At 72.8% G+C, this 20,841-nt stretch carries 15 protein-coding genes; 12 read left to right on the plus strand and 3 right to left on the minus strand.

From position 1 onward, the window contains the following. Positions 1 to 27: 27 nt before the first annotated feature. The 5 genes from EXU32_RS05880 (at position 28) to EXU32_RS05900 (ending at position 8,234) form a co-directional block, all read left to right on the plus strand. The gene (locus EXU32_RS05880) at positions 28 to 4,362 is read left to right on the plus strand and encodes an alpha-(1->3)-arabinofuranosyltransferase domain-containing protein (RefSeq protein WP_165399591.1); all 4,335 of its coding nucleotides are present in this window, start codon (positions 28 to 30) and stop codon (positions 4,360 to 4,362) included. After that, on the plus strand, positions 4,359 to 5,201 hold the full coding sequence (locus EXU32_RS05885; RefSeq protein WP_130629057.1) for a glycosyltransferase family 2 protein: 843 nt from the start codon (positions 4,359 to 4,361) through the stop codon (positions 5,199 to 5,201). Before EXU32_RS05880 ends, EXU32_RS05885 begins: the two co-directional genes overlap by 4 nt. Further along, on the plus strand, positions 5,198 to 6,307 hold the full coding sequence (locus tag EXU32_RS05890; RefSeq protein ID WP_130629058.1) for a glycosyltransferase family 4 protein: 1,110 nt from the start codon (positions 5,198 to 5,200) through the stop codon (positions 6,305 to 6,307). The genes EXU32_RS05885 and EXU32_RS05890 overlap by 4 nt, the downstream gene beginning before the upstream one ends. A gap of 1 nt (position 6,308) precedes the next feature. Further along, the gene (locus EXU32_RS05895) at positions 6,309 to 7,988 is read left to right on the plus strand and encodes a hypothetical protein (RefSeq protein WP_130629059.1); all 1,680 of its coding nucleotides are present in this window, start codon (positions 6,309 to 6,311) and stop codon (positions 7,986 to 7,988) included. A gap of 90 nt (positions 7,989 to 8,078) precedes the next feature. After that, positions 8,079 to 8,234, plus strand: a complete 156-nt coding sequence (locus EXU32_RS05900; protein WP_130629060.1) for a DUF2613 family protein — start codon at positions 8,079 to 8,081, stop codon at positions 8,232 to 8,234. An 87-nt stretch (positions 8,235 to 8,321) separates the two neighbouring features. Here the strand turns inward: EXU32_RS05900 and EXU32_RS05905 are convergent, their stop codons facing one another. Continuing rightward, a complete protein-coding gene (locus EXU32_RS05905; protein WP_130629061.1) occupies positions 8,322 to 9,560 on the minus strand; it encodes a glycosyltransferase family 4 protein in 1,239 nt (412 codons plus the stop codon). A 145-nt stretch (positions 9,561 to 9,705) separates the two neighbouring features. Here EXU32_RS05905 and EXU32_RS05910 point away from each other — a divergent pair, with 145 nt between their 5' ends. The 3 genes from EXU32_RS05910 to EXU32_RS05920 are packed head-to-tail and all read left to right on the plus strand — an operon-like array spanning position 9,706 to position 15,342. Beyond that, positions 9,706 to 10,488 carry a class I SAM-dependent methyltransferase gene (locus tag EXU32_RS05910; RefSeq protein ID WP_242612900.1) on the plus strand — a complete coding sequence of 261 codons (783 nt, stop codon included), beginning with the start codon at positions 9,706 to 9,708 and terminating at the stop codon, positions 10,486 to 10,488. A 13-nt stretch (positions 10,489 to 10,501) separates the two neighbouring features. Next, positions 10,502 to 11,224 (plus strand): class I SAM-dependent methyltransferase, encoded by a 723-nt coding sequence (locus EXU32_RS05915; protein ID WP_130629062.1) that lies wholly within the window; start codon positions 10,502 to 10,504, stop codon positions 11,222 to 11,224. Further along, positions 11,221 to 15,342, plus strand: coding sequence for an alpha-(1->3)-arabinofuranosyltransferase domain-containing protein (locus EXU32_RS05920; protein WP_130629063.1), 4,122 nt, complete (start codon positions 11,221 to 11,223; stop codon positions 15,340 to 15,342). The genes EXU32_RS05915 and EXU32_RS05920 overlap by 4 nt, the downstream gene beginning before the upstream one ends. Here EXU32_RS05920 and EXU32_RS05925 read toward each other — a convergent pair. After that, the gene (locus EXU32_RS05925) at positions 15,233 to 16,450 is read right to left on the minus strand and encodes an acyltransferase family protein (protein ID WP_165399592.1); all 1,218 of its coding nucleotides are present in this window, start codon (positions 16,448 to 16,450) and stop codon (positions 15,233 to 15,235) included. The two genes, EXU32_RS05920 and EXU32_RS05925, sit on opposite strands and share 110 nt — an antisense overlap. A gap of 40 nt (positions 16,451 to 16,490) precedes the next feature. Between EXU32_RS05925 and EXU32_RS05930 the strand changes: the two genes are divergently transcribed. The 4 genes from EXU32_RS05930 to EXU32_RS05945 all read left to right on the plus strand — a co-directional run bounded on the left by EXU32_RS05930 (position 16,491) and on the right by EXU32_RS05945 (position 19,813). After that, positions 16,491 to 17,534: a GHMP kinase gene (locus EXU32_RS05930; protein ID WP_130629065.1), complete on the plus strand. Its 1,044-nt coding sequence runs from the start codon at positions 16,491 to 16,493 to the stop codon at positions 17,532 to 17,534. Beyond that, positions 17,531 to 18,139 carry a D-sedoheptulose-7-phosphate isomerase gene (locus EXU32_RS05935; protein ID WP_130629066.1) on the plus strand — a complete coding sequence of 203 codons (609 nt, stop codon included), beginning with the start codon at positions 17,531 to 17,533 and terminating at the stop codon, positions 18,137 to 18,139. The genes EXU32_RS05930 and EXU32_RS05935 overlap by 4 nt, the downstream gene beginning before the upstream one ends. Beyond that, the gene (locus EXU32_RS05940) at positions 18,085 to 18,693 is read left to right on the plus strand and encodes a D-glycero-alpha-D-manno-heptose-1,7-bisphosphate 7-phosphatase (protein WP_130629067.1); all 609 of its coding nucleotides are present in this window, start codon (positions 18,085 to 18,087) and stop codon (positions 18,691 to 18,693) included. Before EXU32_RS05935 ends, EXU32_RS05940 begins: the two co-directional genes overlap by 55 nt. A 121-nt stretch (positions 18,694 to 18,814) precedes the next feature. Beyond that, entirely contained in the window at positions 18,815 to 19,813 is a 999-nt protein-coding gene (locus EXU32_RS05945) for a DUF3068 domain-containing protein (protein WP_130629068.1), read from the plus strand. A 110-nt stretch (positions 19,814 to 19,923) separates the two neighbouring features. On the opposite strand, the gene EXU32_RS05950 is transcribed toward EXU32_RS05945, so the two are convergent. After that, positions 19,924 to 20,751, minus strand: coding sequence for a class I SAM-dependent methyltransferase (locus EXU32_RS05950; protein ID WP_130629069.1), 828 nt, complete (start codon positions 20,749 to 20,751; stop codon positions 19,924 to 19,926). Positions 20,752 to 20,841 lie beyond the last annotated feature (90 nt).

A 20,841-nucleotide genomic window follows, 5' to 3' on the forward strand; every position in this document is an offset into this window, starting at 1 on the left:
TCAACCCGGACGAGAGGAGACGACAGCGTGCGCAGCCGGCTACGGCTTCCCCGTGTGGTCTCCGGGCGCGTCGTCACCCTGGGCCTCGTCGTCGTCCTGGGCGTCATCGTCTTCGCCAACAGCTGGGGTGTCTTCCAGACCGACATCAAGCCGGAGGTCTACCTCGCGCCGGGCGAGATGCTGCCCAGGTACCTCGCGGCGTGGACCTCCTCGCCCTATCTCGGCTCGCCCAACTTCAACGTTGGGCTGGTGCCCGTGCTGCTCGTCACCGCGGCGTTGCGGGCGATCGGGCTGGACCCGGAGATGGCCTTCAAGGTCTACCACCTGATCCTCTGGGTCCTCGCTGCGTGGGGGACCAACCGGCTGCTGCGCACCCTCGTCCCGTCCGCCAGCGCGTGGGCGGGCCTGCTCGCCGGGGTCGCCTACATCGCCAACCCCTATGCGGTGGCCGGCGGCAGCACGCTGGCCATCGCCCTGCCGATGGCACTGCTGCCGTGGTTGCTCGTGGCGATGACCCGGGCATTGCGCGACCCGTCGAGCTGGGCGTGGCCCGCCGGGGTCGCCCTGGTCTTCTTCGGCATGAGCGGCATGAATGTCGGGGTCGTCCCCGTCTACCAGCTCCTGCTGGTCATCCCGCTCGCCCTCTACGTGCGCTCCGACAGCGACCTCACCTGGCGGCAGATCGCGGTCACCCTGGCCAGGTGCGCCCTCTTCGTCGTCCTCGTCTCGCTCTACTGGCTCGTCCCCGGGGCCGCCGCCTCCGGCACGGGGAGCCAGATCGCCGAGGGTTCCGAGACGCTCGACGGCATCGCCCGCACGAGCTCCTTCGTCGAGATCCTGCGCGGGCTGGGCCTGTGGTCCTACTACGGGTCCTCCGACGCCGGCCCGTGGCTCCCGCAGTACGCCATGTACTTCACCAGCTCCGTGATCATCCTGCTGACGATGGTCTGGCCGGCGGCTGCGCTCCTCGCGCTCAAGGTCGTCCCGGCCCGCCTGGCGAGGTTCTCGGCCGTCGCCGCCGCCATGGTGGCGGTCGTCATGGTCGGTCTCTACCCGGGAGGCAACGGCAGCTCTCCCTTCGCCGTCGTGCTGCGATGGCTCTTCGACCACGTCGGGCCGCTGATCGCCTTCCGGACCACCAACAAGATCGGCGCCGGTCTCGCGCTGGCCTTCGCCCTGCTCCTCGGGCTCGCCCTCGTGCGGGTGCTGCCCCGGGTGCTGCGCGGGCACGGCCGGGCACCGCTCGCGGCCGGCGCGGGGACCGCGGTCGTGCTCGCGCTCGTCGCTCCCGCGGTGACGGGCAACCTCTACGTCTCGCCGCTGGACGTCCCCGACTACTGGCGTGAGGCGGCCACGGCGATCGACCGCGGCAACCCCGACCAGCGCGTCCTGGTGCTGCCCGGGCAGACCCGCTCCAGCTATCGGTGGAGCCTGGACCGGCCCGACGACCTGCCCAACTCGCTCTTCACCCGCGACGCGGTGATCCCCGAGACCATCCCCAACACCTCGCAGAGCGGCGGCAACTTCCTGGCCGCGCTGGACAGCACGCTGCAGTCGGGGACCGCCGGGACGCGCGACATCTCTCCCTTCGCCCGCTACCTCGGGGCCGACCAGGTCCTGCTGCGTCACGACGTGGTGTGGGAGGACACCGGAGGCGCCCGGCCCGGCAGCACCGCACGTGCCCTGGCCGACGACCCCGGACTGCAGGGGCTGCGCAACTTCGGCACCCCGGGGCGCAACATGTTCACCCGGGCCAACCCTCCGCTGTCCCAGGAGGAGGCCGTGCTGACCCCGCTGCAGCTCTACGGGGTCCACAACTCGCAGGGCATGGTGCGCGCGACGAGCGCCAGCGACAGCCTCGTCGTCGCCGGTGACGCCTGGGCGATCCCCGCGCTGCAGCAGGAGGGCCTGCTCGACGGCTCACCGGCCATCCGCTACGCCCAGGGCATGACGGGCGACCAGCTGCGCACCCTGCTGTCCGAGGACGGTCGGATGGTGGTCACCGACACCAACCAGCGACGGGCGGCGATCACCAACCGGCTGACCTCCAACGAGGGCGCGATCCTGTCGGCGGACGAGACCCCCAAGGTCACGCGCACGCTCGGCGACGACCCACGGGACCAGAGCACCCTCGTGCGCGAGGGCATCCGGGCCACGGCGTCCTCGGCGGGAGGAGCCTTCTTCGACCTCCCGCACGGCGTCGCCGAGAACGCCGTCGACGGTGACCCCGCGACCTCGTGGCTCTTCGGTGACTTCCGACGGGCGAAGGGGGAGTCGCTCACCCTCTCGCTGCCGAAGGAGCAGCGGCTCGGGCGGATCGAGATCGACACGACCGCGCTGGGAGACGTGCGGATCGACCGCCTCGACGTCCAGGCCGGTGACGCCCGCGAGAGCGTCGAGGTCACCAAGGACGGCACGGCGGTGCTCAACCTCGGCGGAGTCACCTCGGACCGGGTGAAGATCACAGTGGGCGGCATCCGCGGGCAGGGCTTCAGCCTCGTGGGCGTCTCCGAGGTCACCATCGGTGGGGTGTCCGCCACCGCCGAGCGGACCACGCGGGTACCCGACACCCTCACCCGCCTGTATGGGGAGCTCAGCCCTGCGGAGCGGCAGGACTTCGCCGACCGTCCCCTCGACATCCTCTTCAGCCGGGTCAAGAACACCGACGCCCCCGACGACGACACCGAGCAGGGGCTGCGCCGTGACTTCACCGTCCCCGACGACCGGACCTACCGGGCCGAGGCCCAGGTGCGCGCCCTCGGCCCCCGAGAGGTCCTCGCGGACGAGCTGGCCGGGCTGGGCACGACCTATCGGGCGCGCTCCAACCGCACCTACTTCGACTCGTTGACGCGGCGCGCCTCCAAGGCCGCTGACAGCTCGTCCGCCTCGGCCTGGGTCCCCGGCGGCGACATCACGGACGGGTGGTGGGAGATCTCCGGGCCGGAGCGCAACCTGTCCGAGGTCACCGTGACGCAGGCACCCGGCCCCGGCGACGAGGGCGACACCGCCTGGGTCACCCGGGCATCCGTGGTCGTGGACGGCACCAAGGTCGCATCCGGACCGATCGGGCAGGGCACCTCGAGCATCGACCTGCCGCCCGGCACGCGCGGAAGCAAGGTCCGGATCACGCTGGACGAGGTCGACGACTCGGCGGGCAGCCGACCGGCCCGCTTCACGACCATCGACACCGGGGCGAGGATCACCCGGGACGCCGGCGCCGACCGGTGCGTCACCGTCGCCACCCTCGACGGCAAACCGGTCACGATGCGACCGGACAACCCCGAGGCCATCGCCGGGCCCGGGGACCCGGCGACCACGTGGACGGGCTGCGACAAGGAGTCCGTCGTCTGGGGCGAGCACCAGCTGCGCCCGGTGGACGGTCTGCAGCTCGACCGGGTCTCCCTGAACGACGTGGTCGGCACGACGAGCCCCGAGCGGGTGCCCGCACCCGTGGTCGAGGTGCGCCGCAGCAAGATCTCGTCGTCGATGAAGGTCTCGGTCGGCGCCGCCAGCACGCCCTACTTCCTGTCGATCGGCCAGGGCCACGACCCTCGGTGGAAGGCCACCCTGGAGGACGGGACCGACCTGGGTCCCCCCGTCGTCGTCAACGGCTATGCGGCCGGCTGGTACGTCGACGACCTCGGCGAGCACACCGTCACCGTCGCCTACGGCCCGCAGCGCTCCGCCAACATCGCCCTCGGGCTCTCCGTCCTGGGGCTGCTCCTGTGCACGATCCTCTTCTTCGTCCCGGTCATCCGCCGTCGGGTCACCGCGATCCGTACCCAGCGCGAGAGCGAGTGGGAGGAGCCGGTGGCATCTCCTGCCGCCGACGAGACCGAGCCCGACGAGACCGAGCCCGCCGCGACCGAGCCCGCACACGCCACGCCCGACGGCGCCACCGCCGCCGGGTCGACGGTCACGGCGGTCCCGGAGCAGGACGACGCGGTCCCGGAGCAGGCTGCCGTGGACGACCACCGTCCGGTCCGACCCGTGAGCCACGCACTCGGCGACCTCCTCACCGGCCTCGCCGGGCGGCGACGTCTGGCCCTCGAGGCGGCCATCGTCGTGGGCGCAGCGGCGCTCACCGGGATCGGCGGGGGGCTCGCCGCCCTGGCCGCGATGCTGCTGGTGCGGCGGGCGGGCCCTCGCCCCGGGCTGCTGATCACCGTCGGTGCCGGTCTGGTCCTGGTCTCCGCCGTGGCCTTCATCGTCCAGAGCGCCATCGGCGACACGCTGGGCACCGTGAGCGCCGACGCCGTCAAGGCGGCGCTGGTGCCCCACCACATCGCCGGCGCCGGGCTCGTGGTCGCCGTCCTCGGCACCTTCATGCGCCATGACCCACCCGAGGAGCAGGACACGTGACCGGAGCAGACCGGGACGCCGAGCGGGCGACCGTCACCGTGGTGGTCCCCACCCGCAACAACATCCGCACCATCGAGGCCTGCCTGCGGTCGGTGGCCGAGCAGACCCACCCGGGAGTCGAGCTCCTGGTCGTCGACAACCACAGCAGCGACGGCACGCCGCAGGTCGCCGAGCGCTTCGCCGACCGGGTGATCACCGCAGGCCCCGAGCGCTCGGCGCAGCGCAACACGGGGATCGAGGCCGCCCGCTCGGAGTGGGTGCTCTGGCTGGACAGCGACATGGTCCTCCCTCCCCGCACGATCGCCCTGGCGCTGGACACCGCCCGGGCCACCGGCGCCACGGGCATCGCCCTGCCCGAGCGGACCATCGGCGAGGGCTTCTGGACCGCGTGCCGCGCCCTGGAGCGCGAGTGCTACCTGGACGACCCGTGGCTGCACAACCCCCGCCTCGTGCGACGTGACTACCTGCTCGGGGACGGCACCTTCCACACCGACATGTCCGGCCCGGAGGACGCCGACCTGAGGATGAAGATGCGCAGCTCCGGTGCCGGGATCGAGCTCGCGCCGATCATCATCGACCACGACGAGGGTCGCCTCACCGTGCGTGACGTGATGAGCAAGCGCTACTACTACGGACGCAGCATCCCCGCCTTCGCCGAGCAGCACGAGGGCGCGGTGGGTGCGCAGGGCAAGGCAGTGCTGCGGTCCTACCTGCGCAACCACCGGCGGTTGCTGGGCGACCCGGCGCACGCGATCGGCATGGTGGCCCTGCGGGCGATGGAGGCGGGCGGCTACGCGATGGGAGCGCGTCGCGGACGCAAGGACCGGACGACGCCATGAGCGAGGACCTGCGTCGCATGCTCTGGGTCTCCCTCCCGGACCAGCGGGCCCGACGCGAGCTGTACTGGATGTCCCGGATGCCGGGCACCCGGGTGCGGGCGATGGCCCAGCAGGAGCCCGTCGGCCAGATCGACTGGATCCCGAGCACCTACACCCGACCGATCAAGCGCTTCGTCGAGGCAGGAGCCCTGGCCTGGGTGCGGGGGCTCACCGACAAGGACCCGGGGGAGTACGACTGGGTGACCTCCCTCGAGCTGTGCTCGCTGGTGACGGGGCAGGCCTCGCGCTGGCGACGGGCCGCTCGCTCGGCTGGAGTTCGCCGCCCGCTCCAGGCGGTCATCACCTGGGAAAATCTGCCGGACCAACCGCTCTACAAGGTCCCGCCCTACCGGCAGGCGTTGAGCTCCTGCCGCGACGCGGACCTGCTCCTGTGCATGGTCGACGCGGCCCGCGACCACCTCCTGGCCAATGGCTTCGACGACGAGCTCATCCGCGTGGTCAAGCCGGGGGTGGACACCGAGCTCTTCCACCCGGCAGCCGAGCCGGTCGCCGAGCCCATCGTGGTCTTCGCCTCCCCGCTCGCCGACAACAAGGGCATCGACCGGGTGCTCGAGGCGATGGCGATCGTGCGCCGTGAGATCCCCGAGGCCCGGCTGAAGGTAGCCGGTCGTGGGCCGCTGGAGCACCTCGTGCAGGCTGCGGCACAGGACCCGCGCTCGGGCGTCGAGCTCATGGGCTCCCTCGACACCGCTGGTGTCGCCGACCTGATGCGCTCGGCGGCCGTCTTCACCACGGCGCCGCGTCCGACGTGGAAGTGGACCGAGCAGCTCGGTCTGGCCTATCTCGAGGCGCTGGCCTGCGGCCTGCCGATCGTGACCACCCGGTGCGGCACCAACGACGAGGCCGTCCAGCCCCCCAACCGTCTGGTGGAGGACGACGCCGAGGCCCTCGCGGACTCCCTCCTGCACTTCCTGCGTGACCCGCGACTGCGGGCCGAGGTCGCCGTCGCCAACCGGTCGCATGCGCTCACCCGCCACGACCTGACCACCCAGTGCGCGGCGATGGGGTCTGCGTTCGCCGAGATCGAAGCCCTGCACCGGGTCTGACGTGTCGATCCCCGCGCAGGCCTCGCGTCCCGCCGCCGTCGGAGCGGCCATCGGCGCGGTGCTCGGCGTGCTGGTGCTGGGGCCCGCGCTGGCCCCCGGCCACACCCTCCACTACGACCTCGTCTTCGTCCCTGACCTCCCGCTGTCGGCGCGCACGCTCGGGATCGACGGCAGCGTCCCCCGGGCGGTGCCCAACGACCTCGTCGTCGCGCTCCTCGACCTGGTGCTGCCGGGATGGCTCGTGCAGAAGATCCTGCTCCTCGGTGCCTTCGTCATCGGCGGCGCGGGGGCGGGGAGCCTCGCGCGGACCCTCCCGGGTGCTGCGGCGGCCGCGGTCCTGTGGTCCTGGAACCCGTGGGTCGGGGAGCGTCTGGGCATCGGTCACTGGGGCTACCTGCTCGGCTTCGCCATGCTGCCGTGGGTCCTGTCGGCGGCCACCCGGATCAGGGACAGGCGTGGCCGGGCCCTGCTCGTGGTCTCGCTCACCGCGGCCGCGCTCGGCGGGTCGACGCCTGGCGTCTTGGCGACCGGGCTGGCCACGGTCACCGTCGTCTGCCTCGGCGGCCCCGTCCGCGCGGTGGTCCGGGACCTGGCCGTCGTCCTCGGGACCTCGCTCCTGGCCAACGCGGCCTGGTGGTGGCCCTTCCTCCGCTCGGCACCCAAGGCGGCCGATGCCCACGGGGCAGACGCCTTCGCGGCCGGGGCGGACACCCCCTTCGGCGTCCTGGGCTCCCTCGTCCTCGGCGGTGGTCTGTGGAACGACCGCACCTGGTTCGTCGAGAGGACGACCTGGCCGGTGGCCCTGGCCGCCCTCGTCGCGGTCCTCCTCGTGCTCGTGCTCGCCATGTGCCGTCGGACCTGGTGGCGCGGTCCTCGCGAGCGCGCCGCGACAGCCGCCGGCGTGATCGGGCTGCTCGTCGCCGCACTGGCGACGCTGCCCGGTGGAGCCGGTGTGCTCGAGGCGGTCGTGACGCACGTGCCGGGGGGCGGGCTCCTGCGGGACGCCCAGAAGTTCACCGCGCTGTGGGTCCTGCTCCTCGCGGTGGCCACCGCGGTCGTCGTGGACCGGTTGGTCGAGCGCAGGGCCCCCGTGCTGCCGGTCCTCCTGGCCGTCGCCTGGCCGTTGGCCACGCTCCCTTCACTGGCCTGGGGCCACGCCGGCGCCTGGGGCAGCGTCGACTACCCCCAGGACGTGCGCGCCGTGGCCCAGCAGCTCGCGGACTCCGACGACCCGGTCGCCGTCTTCCCGTGGTCCACGTACCGGCGGTACGCGTGGAACGCCGACCGGGTGGTCCTCGACCCGTGGAACCGCCTCCTCCCGCAACCCGTCCTCTCCGACGACCGGCTCCCGCTGCGGCAGGGCACGGTGGCGGGCGAGGACCCGGCAGCCGCGAGGGTGACCCGCTCCCTGGACGAAGGGGGGGACACCGTCGGTGTCCTGCGATCCCTCGGTGTGCGCTGGGTCCTCGTGCAGCGGGACCAGCCCGCTCCGGACGGCACCGTCCCCGACCTGTCAGGGACCCCGACCACCACGATCGGTGACCTCGAGCTGTACGACCTGGGCCCGAGCAGCATCAGCACGCCGCCACCGGATCGCCTGCGAGGCCTGGGGCTGCTGGGCACCGCAGGTGCCGTGCTCCTGTGCGTCGTGGCGCTCCTGCGCCGGGGCCCTCGCGAATGAGACGAGGGCGACACGCGGGACCAGGTCGCGACAGGTGACTGCCCGGTATACAGTGGGCACGATTCGTATCCGCTCCATGGAGGACCACCAGTGAACAACGACGCCTCGAAGAAGATCGCCTACAACGTGGGCGGCACCGTCATCGGCGCGCTCCTGGCCGCCTTGGCGATCTTTGGCATCGTCCAGGTGCAGAGCAGTGCCTCGATGCCGCAGACCAACGACCAGGTCATCAACTACAACAGCTGACCTGCCACGACCCCACGAAGGGGGGCGTCCGCTCGATCCGAGCGGACGCCCCCTTCGCCGTGCCGAGGCTTGGTCGTGAGGTGGCCGTCAGGAGGCCACGGACGCCAGCTCGTCGGCCGGCGACGGGTCGACGGTCCGGGACGCGATGAGCGCGTCGAGGTCGATGACGTCGTCGCGGTAGCGGTCGCTGAGACCGAGGACGGAGCGGACCACCGACTCGAGCCGGTGACCGGCGCGGACCCAGTCGAAGGAGCTCGCGTACAGCCGGGCGGTGCGGCCGAGGTCGCGACGCAGTGCGGCGTCGTCCACGAGGGTGATGACGTGCTCCTCGAACTCACTGGCGGAGTCGGCGAGCAGCCCGGTGCGCCCGTGGACGATCGACTCGCTGGGGCCGCCGGCGAAGCTGTAGGCGACGGCGGGGGTGGCGTGCAGGCCGGCCTCGACGATGGTCAGCCCCCAGCCTTCCTTGTGCGAGGGCATGACGACCAGCCACGCCCGCGCGAGCAGCTCGTGCTTGAGGGACTCCTCGACGAACCCGTGCAGGTGCACCCGGTCGGCGACACCGACGGCGCGAGCGTGGTCGGCGATCGCCGCCTCCCAGTAGCCACCACCCACGACGTGCAGCTCCAGATCCGGATGGGTCGCGGCGCGGGAGGCCAGGATGTCGACGGCCTGCTCGACGTGCTTGTGCGGGACGAGCCTGCCCAGGAAGAGCATGGTGGGGGTCTCGGTGCGCTCCAGGCGGGCGTAGCCGTCGAGGTCGGCCGGACGGTCGTTGCCGGAGTAGACGAGGTCGACGCGCCGGGGGTCGACCCCGAGCTCCTCGAGCTCGGAGCGCGTCGACTTCGAGACGGTGACATACCGGCTGTCGCGGTAGACCCGCGGTGCGACCTTGGACTCGAGGAACCACCCCAGCCGGGCGATCCTGGGGCCGAAGACCGCGCCCCACTGGTCGCGGTGGACGTGGTGGACGATGTTGATGACCGGGACCTTGGCCACGAGGGGGGCCCAGAAGGGCACGCCGTTCTGCACGTCGAGGATGACGTCGTAGCCGCGGCCGTGCCGCAGGACGTGCCACATGCCGTGGAGGTAGACGCTGAACTTCGAGCCGCGGCGGATCACGGAGACGTCACCGTGCTGGGTGCGGGGGCTCGCGCCGGGGAAGGACGCGGTGAAGATCGTCACCTCGTGCCCGGCCTGCGTCAGCACCTCGGAGGTCCGCTCGGTGAAGGTCTCCGCCCCTCCGGCCTCGGGGTTCTCCCGATCTCGCCACGAGAGGTAGAGGACCCGAAGTCGCTCCTTCGGGGCTGCCGTGATCGGCGTCATCGTCACTCCTTGTCGGCGTCGCGGCTGTCGCGGCACCGACGGATAGGCTAACGCTGTGAGTTACCCAACGGTAGGTGAGAGTGGCCACGTCACCTGTGAGGTGTGCGATGGCGACGTGCGCGGCCATGCGATCCGGGGTGGGTGCGTGGTGGAGCGGTGCGAGCGCTGCGGGCACCTGCGACGCGACCTGGAGCGGTGCCCGGCCGACCACCGTGACCTGGCCTACGGCGGGGAGCCCACGCTGGATCGCATCCGGCTCGACCTGACCTATCGCGAGCTGGTCCGCGACGGTGTGCCGGCCCGGGTCTTCGAGGTCGGCTACGGGGCCGGGTCGATGCTGCGGCGCTTCCTCGACGACGGCGCCGAGGTCGCTGGCGTCGACCCCGACCAGCTCGGCATCGGTGTCGACGAGGTCGTGCGGGCCCGGGGGGACCTGCGGGTCGGGGGGATCGAGCACGCCTCCCGGCTCCCCGGCGACCAGGACCTCGTCTACGGCATCCACGTCCTCGAGCACGTCGTCGACCCGCACCTGGCGCTGCGCTCGTCATGGGAGCTGCTGCGCCCCGGGGGACGGGCCAGCTTCATCACGCCGGCGGGTGACAGCACGGGCGTCGAGCGCTACGGCGCCGCCTGGTGGATGCTCGAGGACCCGACCCACGTCCGGTTCTTCTCCGCGGACTCTCTGGCCCGGGCGGCCGCGAAGGCCGGATTCGTCGACATCCGGGTCCGCCGGCTGCTCCTCGACAGCCTGAGCGTCGACGCCGCCAGCCTGGCGAGGGCGGTGCGTCCCGGGCCGCGGCCCCGCGGCGTGCTCGGCTCCCGGCCGGTCCTCGCGGCCGCGGTCGCGAGCGTCCCCGTCGTCGTCGGGCAGCGCCTCGTCTCGCCACGCAGCCGCCCGACCCTCCAGCTGATCGCGCGTCGTCCATGATGGAGTCGTGCCGATGACCTCCAGTGAGCCGACGCCTCGCGGTCTGCGCCGCTCGGTGCGTCTCTTCCGCTCCTTCCTCGTCGAGCAGAGCGACCCGCACCGCTTCTACTCCGAGCTGGCTGCCGACTCGATCGCCCTCCTGCAGGAGCACGCCCCGCTCGAGGGCCGCACCGTGCTCGACGTCGGGGCGGGTCCGAGCGAGTTCGCCCGGGCCTTCCGCGCTGCCGGCGCCCACTACGTGCCCGTCGACCACGACGCGAGCGTCTCGTCCGTGCGCGACGGGGGAGTGGTGGGCGATGCCCTGCGCCTGCCCGTGGCCGACGGCAGTGTCGACATCGTCTTCTCGAGCAACATGTGGGAGCACGTCCCCGACCCCGAGGCCGTGGCCGACGAGCTGCTGCGGGCGACCCGACCCGGCGGGCTGGTCTTCCTCTCCTACACCAACTGGCTCTCGCCCTGGGGTGGTCACGAGACCTCGCCGTGGCACTGGCTGGGCGGCGAGCGGGCGATCGCACGCTACGAGCGCAAGCACGGGCACCCGCCCAAGAACAGGGTCGGCGACACCCTGCACCGGGTGAGCGTGCGGCAGGGGCTGGACTGGGCGCACCGGGCGGACGCCGACGTGCTCGCGGCCCGCCCGCGCTACCTCCCCGACGCCGCCGCCCACATCCTGCGAGTGCCCGGCGTACGCGAGGTCGTCACCTGGAACCTCCTGCTCATCCTGCGTCGGCGATGACCGAAGGGAGCGACCCCGGCGCGGTCGACGCCGCCAGGGCGCGCCTGCAGCGGGTCGTCGCGGCCCTGCTCGTCGCCGTGGTCCCGTGGCTCGTGGCCCCGGGCATGCTCGAGCCCGACACCAAGAGCGACCTCGTCATCTCGCCGGGCCGCTTCCTGGGCCGGGCCCTGTGGGCGTGGAACGACCACACCGGCATCGGCGAGCTGCAGAACCAGGCCTACGGCTACCTCTGGCCGATGGGTCCCCTCTTCTGGGCGGGCGATGCCGTGGGCGCGCCGGGATGGGTGACCCAGCGCGTCTGGTGGACCCTGATCCTCGTCGTGTCCTTCGTCGGTGCAGAGCGGCTGGCCCGGCGGGTGGGTGGACTCCCCACGGTCCCCGCCCTCGTCGTCGGCGCGGTCTTCGCGCTGTCCCCGCGGGTGCTCACCGTGCTCTCCGAGATCTCGGTGGAGGTGTGGCCGCAGGCGCTCGCCCCGTGGCTGGTCCTGCTCGCCGCGAAGGGGGTGGCCCCCGATGCCCCTCCTGCCGCACGACGGCGGATGGCCGTGGGGACCGGCCTGCTGGCCGCCTCCCTCGGCGGCGTCAACGCCACGGTCTCCCTGGTGGCCCTGGTCCCGGCGGCGGCCTGGATCCTGCTGGCTCCCGGCGGGCGCCGCCGCTGGCGCGCCCTGCTGTGGTGGTGCGGGGGAGCAGCCCTCGGCTCCGCATGGTGGCTCGGTCCGCTTCTCGTCCTCGGCCGGTACTCCTACCCCTTCCTCGACCACATCGAGCTCGCGTCGACGACGACCGCGGTCGCGTCCGTCACCAATGTGCTGCGGGGCGCCAACCACTGGATCGCCTACATCCTCACGGCGGGTGACCACCCCACCTGGCAGAGCGGCTGGCTGCTGGCCCAGTCGGTGACCGGGATCATCGCGACGACGGTGCTGGCGGGCCTCGGCCTCGCCGGTCTGGTCCGTCGCCGATCGGGCGATGACGACACCGGCGAGGACCCCGCGTCGACGACCGGTCGCCACCTCACCCGGTGGGCGCTCGCTCTCGTCCTCGTCGGGGTGGTCGCCATGGCGGTGGGCCGCTCCGGGTCGGCCTCCGGTCCCTTGGCGACGACGGTCCAGGGCTGGCTCGACGGGCCTCTCGCCCCCTTCCGCAATGTCCACAAGGCCGACCTGCTCATCCGGCTGCCCGTGGCGATCGGCGTCGGGTTGATCGCGCACTGGGCCACCCGGGTCGAGCGTGGTGCCGGGCCGCTCGCCCGCCAGGTCGTCGTCATCGGGACGGTGCTGGCCCTGGTCGGCTCGCTGGCCCCGCTGTGGGCCTCGCGGGTGGGCGATGCGTGGGCCGCCGACGGGGTGCCGACCGCCTGGCAGGAGATTGCCGCCGACGTCGACGCGATGGCCGCGACCGATGGGGGCACGACGCTGGTCCTGCCGGGGGCGCGCAGCGCTGACTTCACCTGGGGCCGGCTCACCGACGAGCCGCTGACGGCCCTCGCCGCCTCACCGGTCCTGGTCCGGGCGGCCGCTCCGCTCGGGCACCCTGGGGCCACCCGCATCCTCGACCGCGTCGACGACCTCACCGCGACCGGTCGCAGCCAGCCGGCACTCGCGCAGGGCCTGCGGCGGCTCGGCGTCTCCCGGGTCGTCGTCAGGGGAGGCCTCGACCCCGATGTCGGCGCCGTGGACCCCGTCCGGGTGGCAGCGACCTTCACCGCGAGCCCCGGGGTGAGTCTCGCCCGGTCGGTCGGGGAGGGGTCCGACCGGATCAGCGTGTGGCGGCTCGACGAGCCGGCCACCCCGGTCTCGCTCGTCCCCAGCGCCGCGATGGTCGACGTGGCGGGCGCCCCCGAGGCGTGGTTCGCGCTCGTCGCGGCCGGGCTGCTGGACCCCGACGCCCTGACCACGCAGGCCGACGGCGCGCACGCCGACGTCCGGTCCGACACCCTGCGGTGGCAGGCACTGAACTCCGGCCGCCCTGCGGCACGCGGCCACGGCCCGACCCTGCCGGCTGACGACGAGCGACCGGCAGTCGTGGGGACCCGCGACCTGGCCCCGGGCGGCCAGCCGGTGGGCAGGACGACCCGCTTCTACGCGGGCCTGGACGCGCTGCGCGTCACCTCCAGCGCCGCCGACCCCTTCGCCGCCGACTGGCGCGGGGCGGGCAGCGGTCCAGCAGCGATGGTCGACGGTGACCCACGCACCGCGTGGCTGAGCGGCGACGGATCACCCACCCAGACCGTCACAGTGGACCTGCCCGACGGCAGCCGGCCGGACGCGCTGCTCGTCCACGCGGCGTGGGGCAGCGACATCGCCCCCGTCGTCGGGGCGGAGGTCGCTGGGAGCACCGGACACCGCCTGCCGGGGTCGACGACCTGGCGGGTGCCGCTCGACGGCCGGGAGCGGCGGAGCCTGACCGTCTCGCTCACCGGCGACACCGGCCCTGCTGGCACCGCCCAGCAGCCGCTGGGGGTGCGCGAGCTCGAGCTCGAGGGCGGGCCACGGATGTCGACGGGCCTCAGCGTCCCGGAGGGCCCCGGTCCGGTGCTCCTCACGAGGGACCCCCGGGGCGCGGTGCTCCCCGAGATGGGTGAGGACCCGCCGGACCTCGTGCGCAGCGTCGGCCCCCTGCCGCAGACGCAGGTCTCCGCGACCGTCCGGGCGCGCGCGGACGAGTCGGGCCAGGCAGTCGTCGCTGCTCCCTGGAGCCTGGCCGGCAGCACCCTGCCCGATGGGTCCCAACCCGCCGACGGACTCACCTCCTGGCCGGTGGCCGCGATCGACGGTGACCCCGCGACGCGCTGGCGCCCCTCCGCGCGCACCGCCGAACCCACCCTCGCCGTCGACCTCGGCGCCGAGCGGCAGGTCAGCACCATCACCCTCGACCGGCCGTCGGGGTCGGTGACCGTGGCGACGGACTCGGGACGCTACGTGCTGCCGAGCGGGACGACCCTGCAGATCCCCGAGCAGCGCACCCGGTCCCTGTCGCTGACCTTCACCCGACCGCCGGGTCGGGCCTCGTGGGCCGCGCCGGAGGTGGGCATCGCCGGACTCTCCGGCCCGACGGGGCAGCTCACCCTGCCGTGCACCGAGGCGGGCGCCGTCGGTCGGGCCGACGGGCGGATCGGTCTGTCCCTCACCGCCTCGCGCCGCGCCCTCATCGCCGGCGACCCGGTCGCGGCGACGGCATGCGGCGACCTCCCGGCCGGAGACGGCGAGATCAGCGCGCTCGCCGCCCCCGGACTCCTGCCGCAGACCGTCTCGCTCGTCCCGACGGGGTGGACCCGCACCGACGTCGCCCCGGAGCGCACGGTGACCAGTCGCCGCGACCACGTCGGCCGCTGGGTCTTCGAGGTCGGCCCCGGCACGCGGTCGGTGCTGGCCCTGAGCCAGGGCGCCAACGCCGGGTGGCGGGCCACCGACGACCAGGGGCACCGGCTGGAGCCCGTGACCGTGGACGGGTGGCGCCAGGCCTTCGTCGTCCCGACCGGCAGCACGACGAAGGTCGTGGTGGACTTCGCGCCCAACGGGCAGCACCGGCTCGCGCTCGCGGCCGGGGCGGCCCTGGTCGCGGTCCTGCTCCTGTGGGCCCTGCTCGAGATGGTCCTGCGACGCCGGGACGCCGCGCGCGACGCGGACGCCGCGCGCGACGCGGACGCCGCGCGCGACGTGGACGCCGTAACCGATGACGCTCGTGCCGAGGACGCCCCGGTCGTCGCCCCGATCGTGGGCCCGGCCGACATCCCGGGCACCCCTGCCGCGACGAAGGACGCGGACCGGAGCGCCCCGGTCCTGCTGACCGTGCTCACCGCGGTGCTGGTCGCCGCCCTCGTCGGGCTGCTCGTGGCCGGTCCCGTGGGGATGATGGCGTCGGTGATCGGGGCGCTGGTGCCCGTGCGCCGCCGCGCTCTCTGGGTCGCCCTGGTCCTGTCCGGAGCGGGGGTCGCGCTGGCCGTGCTCGGGGTGGCCGAGCGTCAGTCCACCGGGTCGCTCGTCTCGCAGCTGCTCGGGGCGCTCACCCTCGGTCTGCTGGTTGCGGCGTTGGTGCGACCGTGGCGCGGTGGGCGCGATCGAGCACCGGACGCTCCACCAGCATCCACGACAGGTGCCCCAGACCCACGCTGACGATCGTCACGAGGAGCAGGGTCGGGGCGAAGGGAGCGGCGAAGAGTCGCAGGTCCAGGGCCGCGAAGACCACCTGCAGGACGAGGACGTGCCAGAGGAAGACGGCGTAGGAGATGTTGCCGAGCCAGCGCAGGGCTCCCGCCACGGGGGAGGCCGTGAGGCTCTCGGTGAGGCCGCGAGAGGTGCCGGCGAGCAGCAGGCTGGCAGCGACCACGCCGTACAGGACCTCGGCGGCCAGGGCCTGCGCGGGTGTGGAGGCCTCGACCCCTCTCGGACCGGCGATGGGTGTCGAGGCGATGACCCACGCGACGATCGCCAGCAGCACAAGGGTCCCGGGGCTGGTCCGCAGCACCGCGAGCGCCGGCCGCGGCGTCACCTCGATGCCCGCTCGCTCGGCCTCGACCAGCACCGTCGCCGCCGTGCCGATCGCGAACCAGGCCGCGTGCCCCGCGGCGCTGGTCGCGATCACGCCCGCCCACTGGGGGTCGGGCACGAGGGCCGAGGCTGCCTGCGCGCACAGCCCGCCGACGGCGACCACGGCGCACAGCACGAGCATCCGGCGCGCCCGGGCGACGGGCGTGTCGGCACGCACGAGCGGTGCCACGAGGAGCGCGACGACGGGCAGCAGGACGTAGAAGGTGATCTCGGTGGTCAGGCTCCAGGTCTGGGTGAAGGACTGGAAGGTGCGACCCGTGAAGCCCTGGCCCACCACGAGGTGCACGAGCACGGTCGGCAGGTCCAGCACGCTGCCGGCCGCACCCCCCAGGGCGGCAGCCACCGCGACGACCGCTGCGAGGGCCAGCAGGTAGGCGGGGAGGATGCGCGCCGCGCGACGCACGAGGTATCTCCCGGCCGACCACGGTGCCCGGTCGCCCAGCCCCCGACGGACGAAGGGAGTGGACAGCAGGAAGGCGGAGAGGGCGAAGAAGACGGCGACCCCGAGCTCGCCGCGCACGGCCAGGCCGCCGACGGTTCCGTGCGCCCCCGCCCCGGTCCAGAAGGCGACGTGCGAGAGCAGGACGAGCCATGCCGCCACCGCACGGAGCAGGTCGAGCCCGAGGATGCGCCCCGGACGTTGCGTCGCGGTACTGATGTCGTCGCCTACCATTCGGTAATAATCGCCGATCTTCACTCTGGGGAGGACCTCCATGACCGTGCGTCCAGTGCTGCGCGCTCGCGCACCCCTGCGGGTCAGTTTCGCTGGTGGGGGCACAGATGTCGCCCCCTTCCCCCAACGCGAAGGGGGAGCCGTCCTCAGCGCGACGATCGGCAGCTACGCCTACGCGACCCTCCGGCCGCGCTCCGACGGTCACATCACCGTCGAGTCGCACGACTACGGGACCTCGATCGGGTACGACGTGGGGACGCCTCTCGTGCTCGACGGGACCCTCGACCTGCCCAAGGCCGCCATCGCCCGGATCATGACGCTCGAGGGGGCCATCCGCTCCGACGGGTTCGACCTCTTCCTGCACACCAATGCCCCTCCGGGCTCCGGGCTGGGCAGCTCGAGCGCCGTCATGGTCGCGGTCATCGACCTCGTCGCCCGACACTGCGGCCTGGACCTGGGTCCGCACGAGATCGCCGAGCTCGCCTACCGCCTCGAGCGCGAGGACCTGCAGATCCCCGGCGGCTACCAGGACCAGTACGCGGCCGCCTTCGGCGGGTTCAACTTCATGGAGTTCCGGCAGGACGGCGAGGTCGTCGTCAACCCGCTGCGGGTCCGCCCCGACACCGTCCACGAGCTCGAGCACAACATGCTGCTCGCCTACACGGGCCGCACCCGCGTGAGCGACCACATCATCGAGGACCAGGTCACCCGCTACGAGACGGGCAACGAGGACGCCGTGGCGGGCCTGCGCGCCCAGCGCGACCTCGCCGACGCCATGCGCGTGGCCCTGCTGCGCGGCAAGGTCGACGAGATCGGCCACCTGCTGGGGCAGGCGTGGCAGCAGAAGCAGAGGATGTCCTCGCGCATCACCACGCCGCTCATCGCCGAGGCCGTGGAGACCGCCCTCGGGTGCGGCGCCTTCGGTGGCAAGGTGACGGGTGCCGGCGGTGGCGGGCACATGATCTTCATCTGCGAGTTCGAGAAGCGCCACTTCGTGGCCGACGAGCTCATCCGCCTGGGGCTGTCGGTCTCGGAGTTCACCTTCACCAAGCACGGCGTCACGACCTGGAAGGGCCAGCAATGACATCCACCGAGACGCGGTCCGGCCTCGTGGCCCGGCAGCTCGATGCCGGGATCGCCGCCTGGGCAGACCTCGCCGAGCAGGTCGCCGCACCCGCGACGCGCGCGGCCGTCGAGGCGGCCGGCGAGGCGGTCCTCGAGGCGCTGCGCGCGGGCGGGACCCTGCTCGTCGCGGGCAACGGCGGCTCGGCGGCCATCGCCAGCCACGTGGCCGCAGAGTTCCTCGGCAAGTGCATCCACGACCGCCACCCCCTTCCCGCCATCAGCCTTGCCGAGTCGCACTCGTCGCTCACCGCGATCGGCAACGACTACGGCTTCGACCAGGTCTTCCTGCGCGGCGTGCAGGCCTTCGCCCGGCCCGGGGACGTCCTGCTCACGATGTCGACCTCGGGCACGAGCCCCAATGTCGTCGCAGCGCTGGCCGAGGCCCGTCGACGCGGCGTGCGCACCATCCTCATGACCGGCGCGAAGGGGGCCGGCCAGGGCGATCTGGCCGACCACCTGCTGGTCGTGCCGTCCAGCGAGACCCCGCGGATCCAGGAGGTCCACATGCTGTGGGCGCACGCCTGGTGCGAGGCGGTCGACCTGGCCATGCAGGACCCGTCCTGACCCCGAGCCCGTGGTGGTTCGGGCCGCCGGCCCTGCACCCGCCGGCGGAGGGCACCCCCTTCGACCTCGTCCTGCTCGATCGTGACGGCACGCTCAACGTGCGCGTCCCGGACGACTACGTCACGCGCCCCGAGGACCTCGAGCTGCTGCCGGGCGCGGCGCAGGCGGTCGGGCGGCTCACCCGGGCCGGGTGCCGCACGGTGCTCGTCACCAACCAACGCGGGATCGCCCGCGGCCTGATGGACCGCGACGCGCTCGTGGCGGTTCACGCCCGGCTCGAGTCGCTCCTGCGGGTGGAGGGAGGACGGCTGGACGCCGTCGTGGTCTGCCCGCACGGTCACGGCGAGTGCGGCTGCCGCAAGCCGCTCGACGGACTCTTCCGCGAGGCCCTGCGCCGGGCGTCCTGGGCGGACCCCGCCAGGTGCGTCATGGTGGGCGACATGCCCTCCGACCTCGAGCCGGCCGGGCGTCTCGGGATGCGGACGGAGCGGGTCGCGGTCGATCGTCCGGTGGGTGATGCGGTGACCCGACTGCTCGGCCCCTCGGGGCACTGAGCCGGGTTCGTGTTCGTCCGACGTGGTGAAGGCCACGTCCCCTACTCTGTTCTCGGACTGAGGTGGCGCTCACGAGGTGCTACTGTCCGGTAAGTTATTTAGGGCCAAGGAGGGTTCTCTCGTGCGCAAGTACCTGCTGCCGACGATCATCATGTGTGTCGGCGCGTTCATCCTCACCATGGGACTGCTCTTCAAGTTCTATGCCTATCCGCGTCTGGCGGTCGTCCCCACGGACCAGAACACGACGCAGATCGTGCAGGACCCGGATGCCAAGTTCTTCGACGCCGACAACGTCAAGCCCGGTAACGGTGAGCTGACGACGACGGCGCGCATCATCGGTGACCCCGAGGCCTCCGAGCAGGCCTCCGAGGAGACCGGCGAGGACGTCGCGATCTGGAACAGCGGCCAGGTCAGCGACAACAACGGCGACAACATCCCGATGGACGGCAGCACCGAGGTGCTCGTCTTCGACCGGCACACCGGCGAGGCCATCAACTGCTGCGGCGAGTCCAAGAACGGCGAGGCCGTCAAGCGCTCGGGCCTGCTGGTGAAGTTCCCCTTCGACACCCAGCCGGTCGACACCTACACCTGGTGGGACAGCACGGTCGGCCAGGCCTTCCCGGTCAAGTACACGGGCGAGGAGGAGCTGCAGGGGATGAACACCTACGTGTTCACCCAGGAGGTCCCCGAGACCAAGTACGCGACGCGGGAGCTGCCCGGCAACCTCTTCGGTGGGTCCGCGAGCTCCGGCGCCGTCGACGCAGACCGCTACTACTCCAACAAGCGCACCTTCTGGGTCGACCCGGTCACCGGAGTCGTCCTGGACCGGGTCGAGGACCAGAAGCAGGAGTTCCGCTACGACGGCAAGACCCTCAACGCCCTCGAGACGACCTCCCGCTTCACCCCTGACACGGTCTCCGGCAATGTCGAGGAGTACAAGTCCAAGTCGGCGCAGCTGCACATGGTCCAGTCGACCCTGCCCCTGATCTTCACGATCCTCGGCATCCTGCTGCTCCTGGGTGGGCTGGTGCTCTCGCTCGTGATCGGTCGGCGCCGCACGGCCGACCCGGAGCCGGACCGCGACGACGACCAGCGTGGGGACCCGGTCTTCGGACGCTGAGTCACCTGCAACCCCACCGGGCCGGGCCGACGTCATCCATGACGTCGGCCCGGCCCGTTTGTTGGTGCCCCGTGCGACCGCGCCCCGTGGGTCTGCCCCGGTGGGTCGGGTCAGCCCGGTCGGGTGGCCACGAAGATCGCCGTGCCCGGGAGGAGCCGACCCCGCAGCGGCGACCAGGCCCCCCACACCTCCGTGTTGTCGAGAGGCCACTCCAACTCGTGCACAGCCCGCAGGACGAGTCCCGCGTCGATGATCTCGGCGATCCGGTTGCCCATGGTGCGGTGGTGCTCCACATAGCTGGCCCGGTCCCACTCGGCCTCGACATAGGGCCGCTCGTCGAAGTAGGACATGGTCGCCGTCAGGCCCTCGGGTCCCGGCACGTCGGGGAAGGCCCACCGGATCGGGTGGGTCGTCGAGAAGGCGAGCCGGCCCCCGGGGCGCAGCACCCGGGCGAGCTCCCGCATGAGTCCCGCGGAGTCGGCGACGAAGGGGGTGGCCCCGTAGGCGGAGAAGACGATGTCGAAGCTCGCGTCGGCGAAGGGCAGGCGCGTCGCATCCGCCTGGGCGAGCAGGGGAGCGACGCCCTCGGTGCGGGCGTCGATGGCCCGGGCCGTGGTCAGCATCCCGGCGGACAGGTCGGTCGAGACGACGCGGGCACCACGTGCAGCGCACCACCGCCCGCCCTGGGCGCCGCCGCCACCGAACTCGAGGACGGTGCGCCCCTGCAGCGCGGTCGGGTCGCCGAGCACGTGCAGGTCGTCCTCCGACCATCCCTCGGGACCCCAGACGAGGTCGGCGTCCCCGAGGAACTCGCCGTGCTCGGTCAGGTAGGCGGACGCCTCCTGGTCCCACCAGCCGCGGTTTGCCGCGACCGTCTCGGCCTGGCTGCTCGCCCGCCGACTGACCGCCTCGGTGTAGTCGACCTGCCCCTCATCCATGGGACGGACGCTAGTCGACGACCCGGCTTTGCTCCCTTCGGCCCGGACGCACTACGATGGAGGAGCGTATTTGTGTGCCCACCCGGGCAC

This window comes from Janibacter limosus, assembly GCF_004295485.1.
Taxonomy (GTDB): Bacteria; Actinomycetota; Actinomycetes; order Actinomycetales; family Dermatophilaceae; genus Janibacter; species Janibacter limosus_A.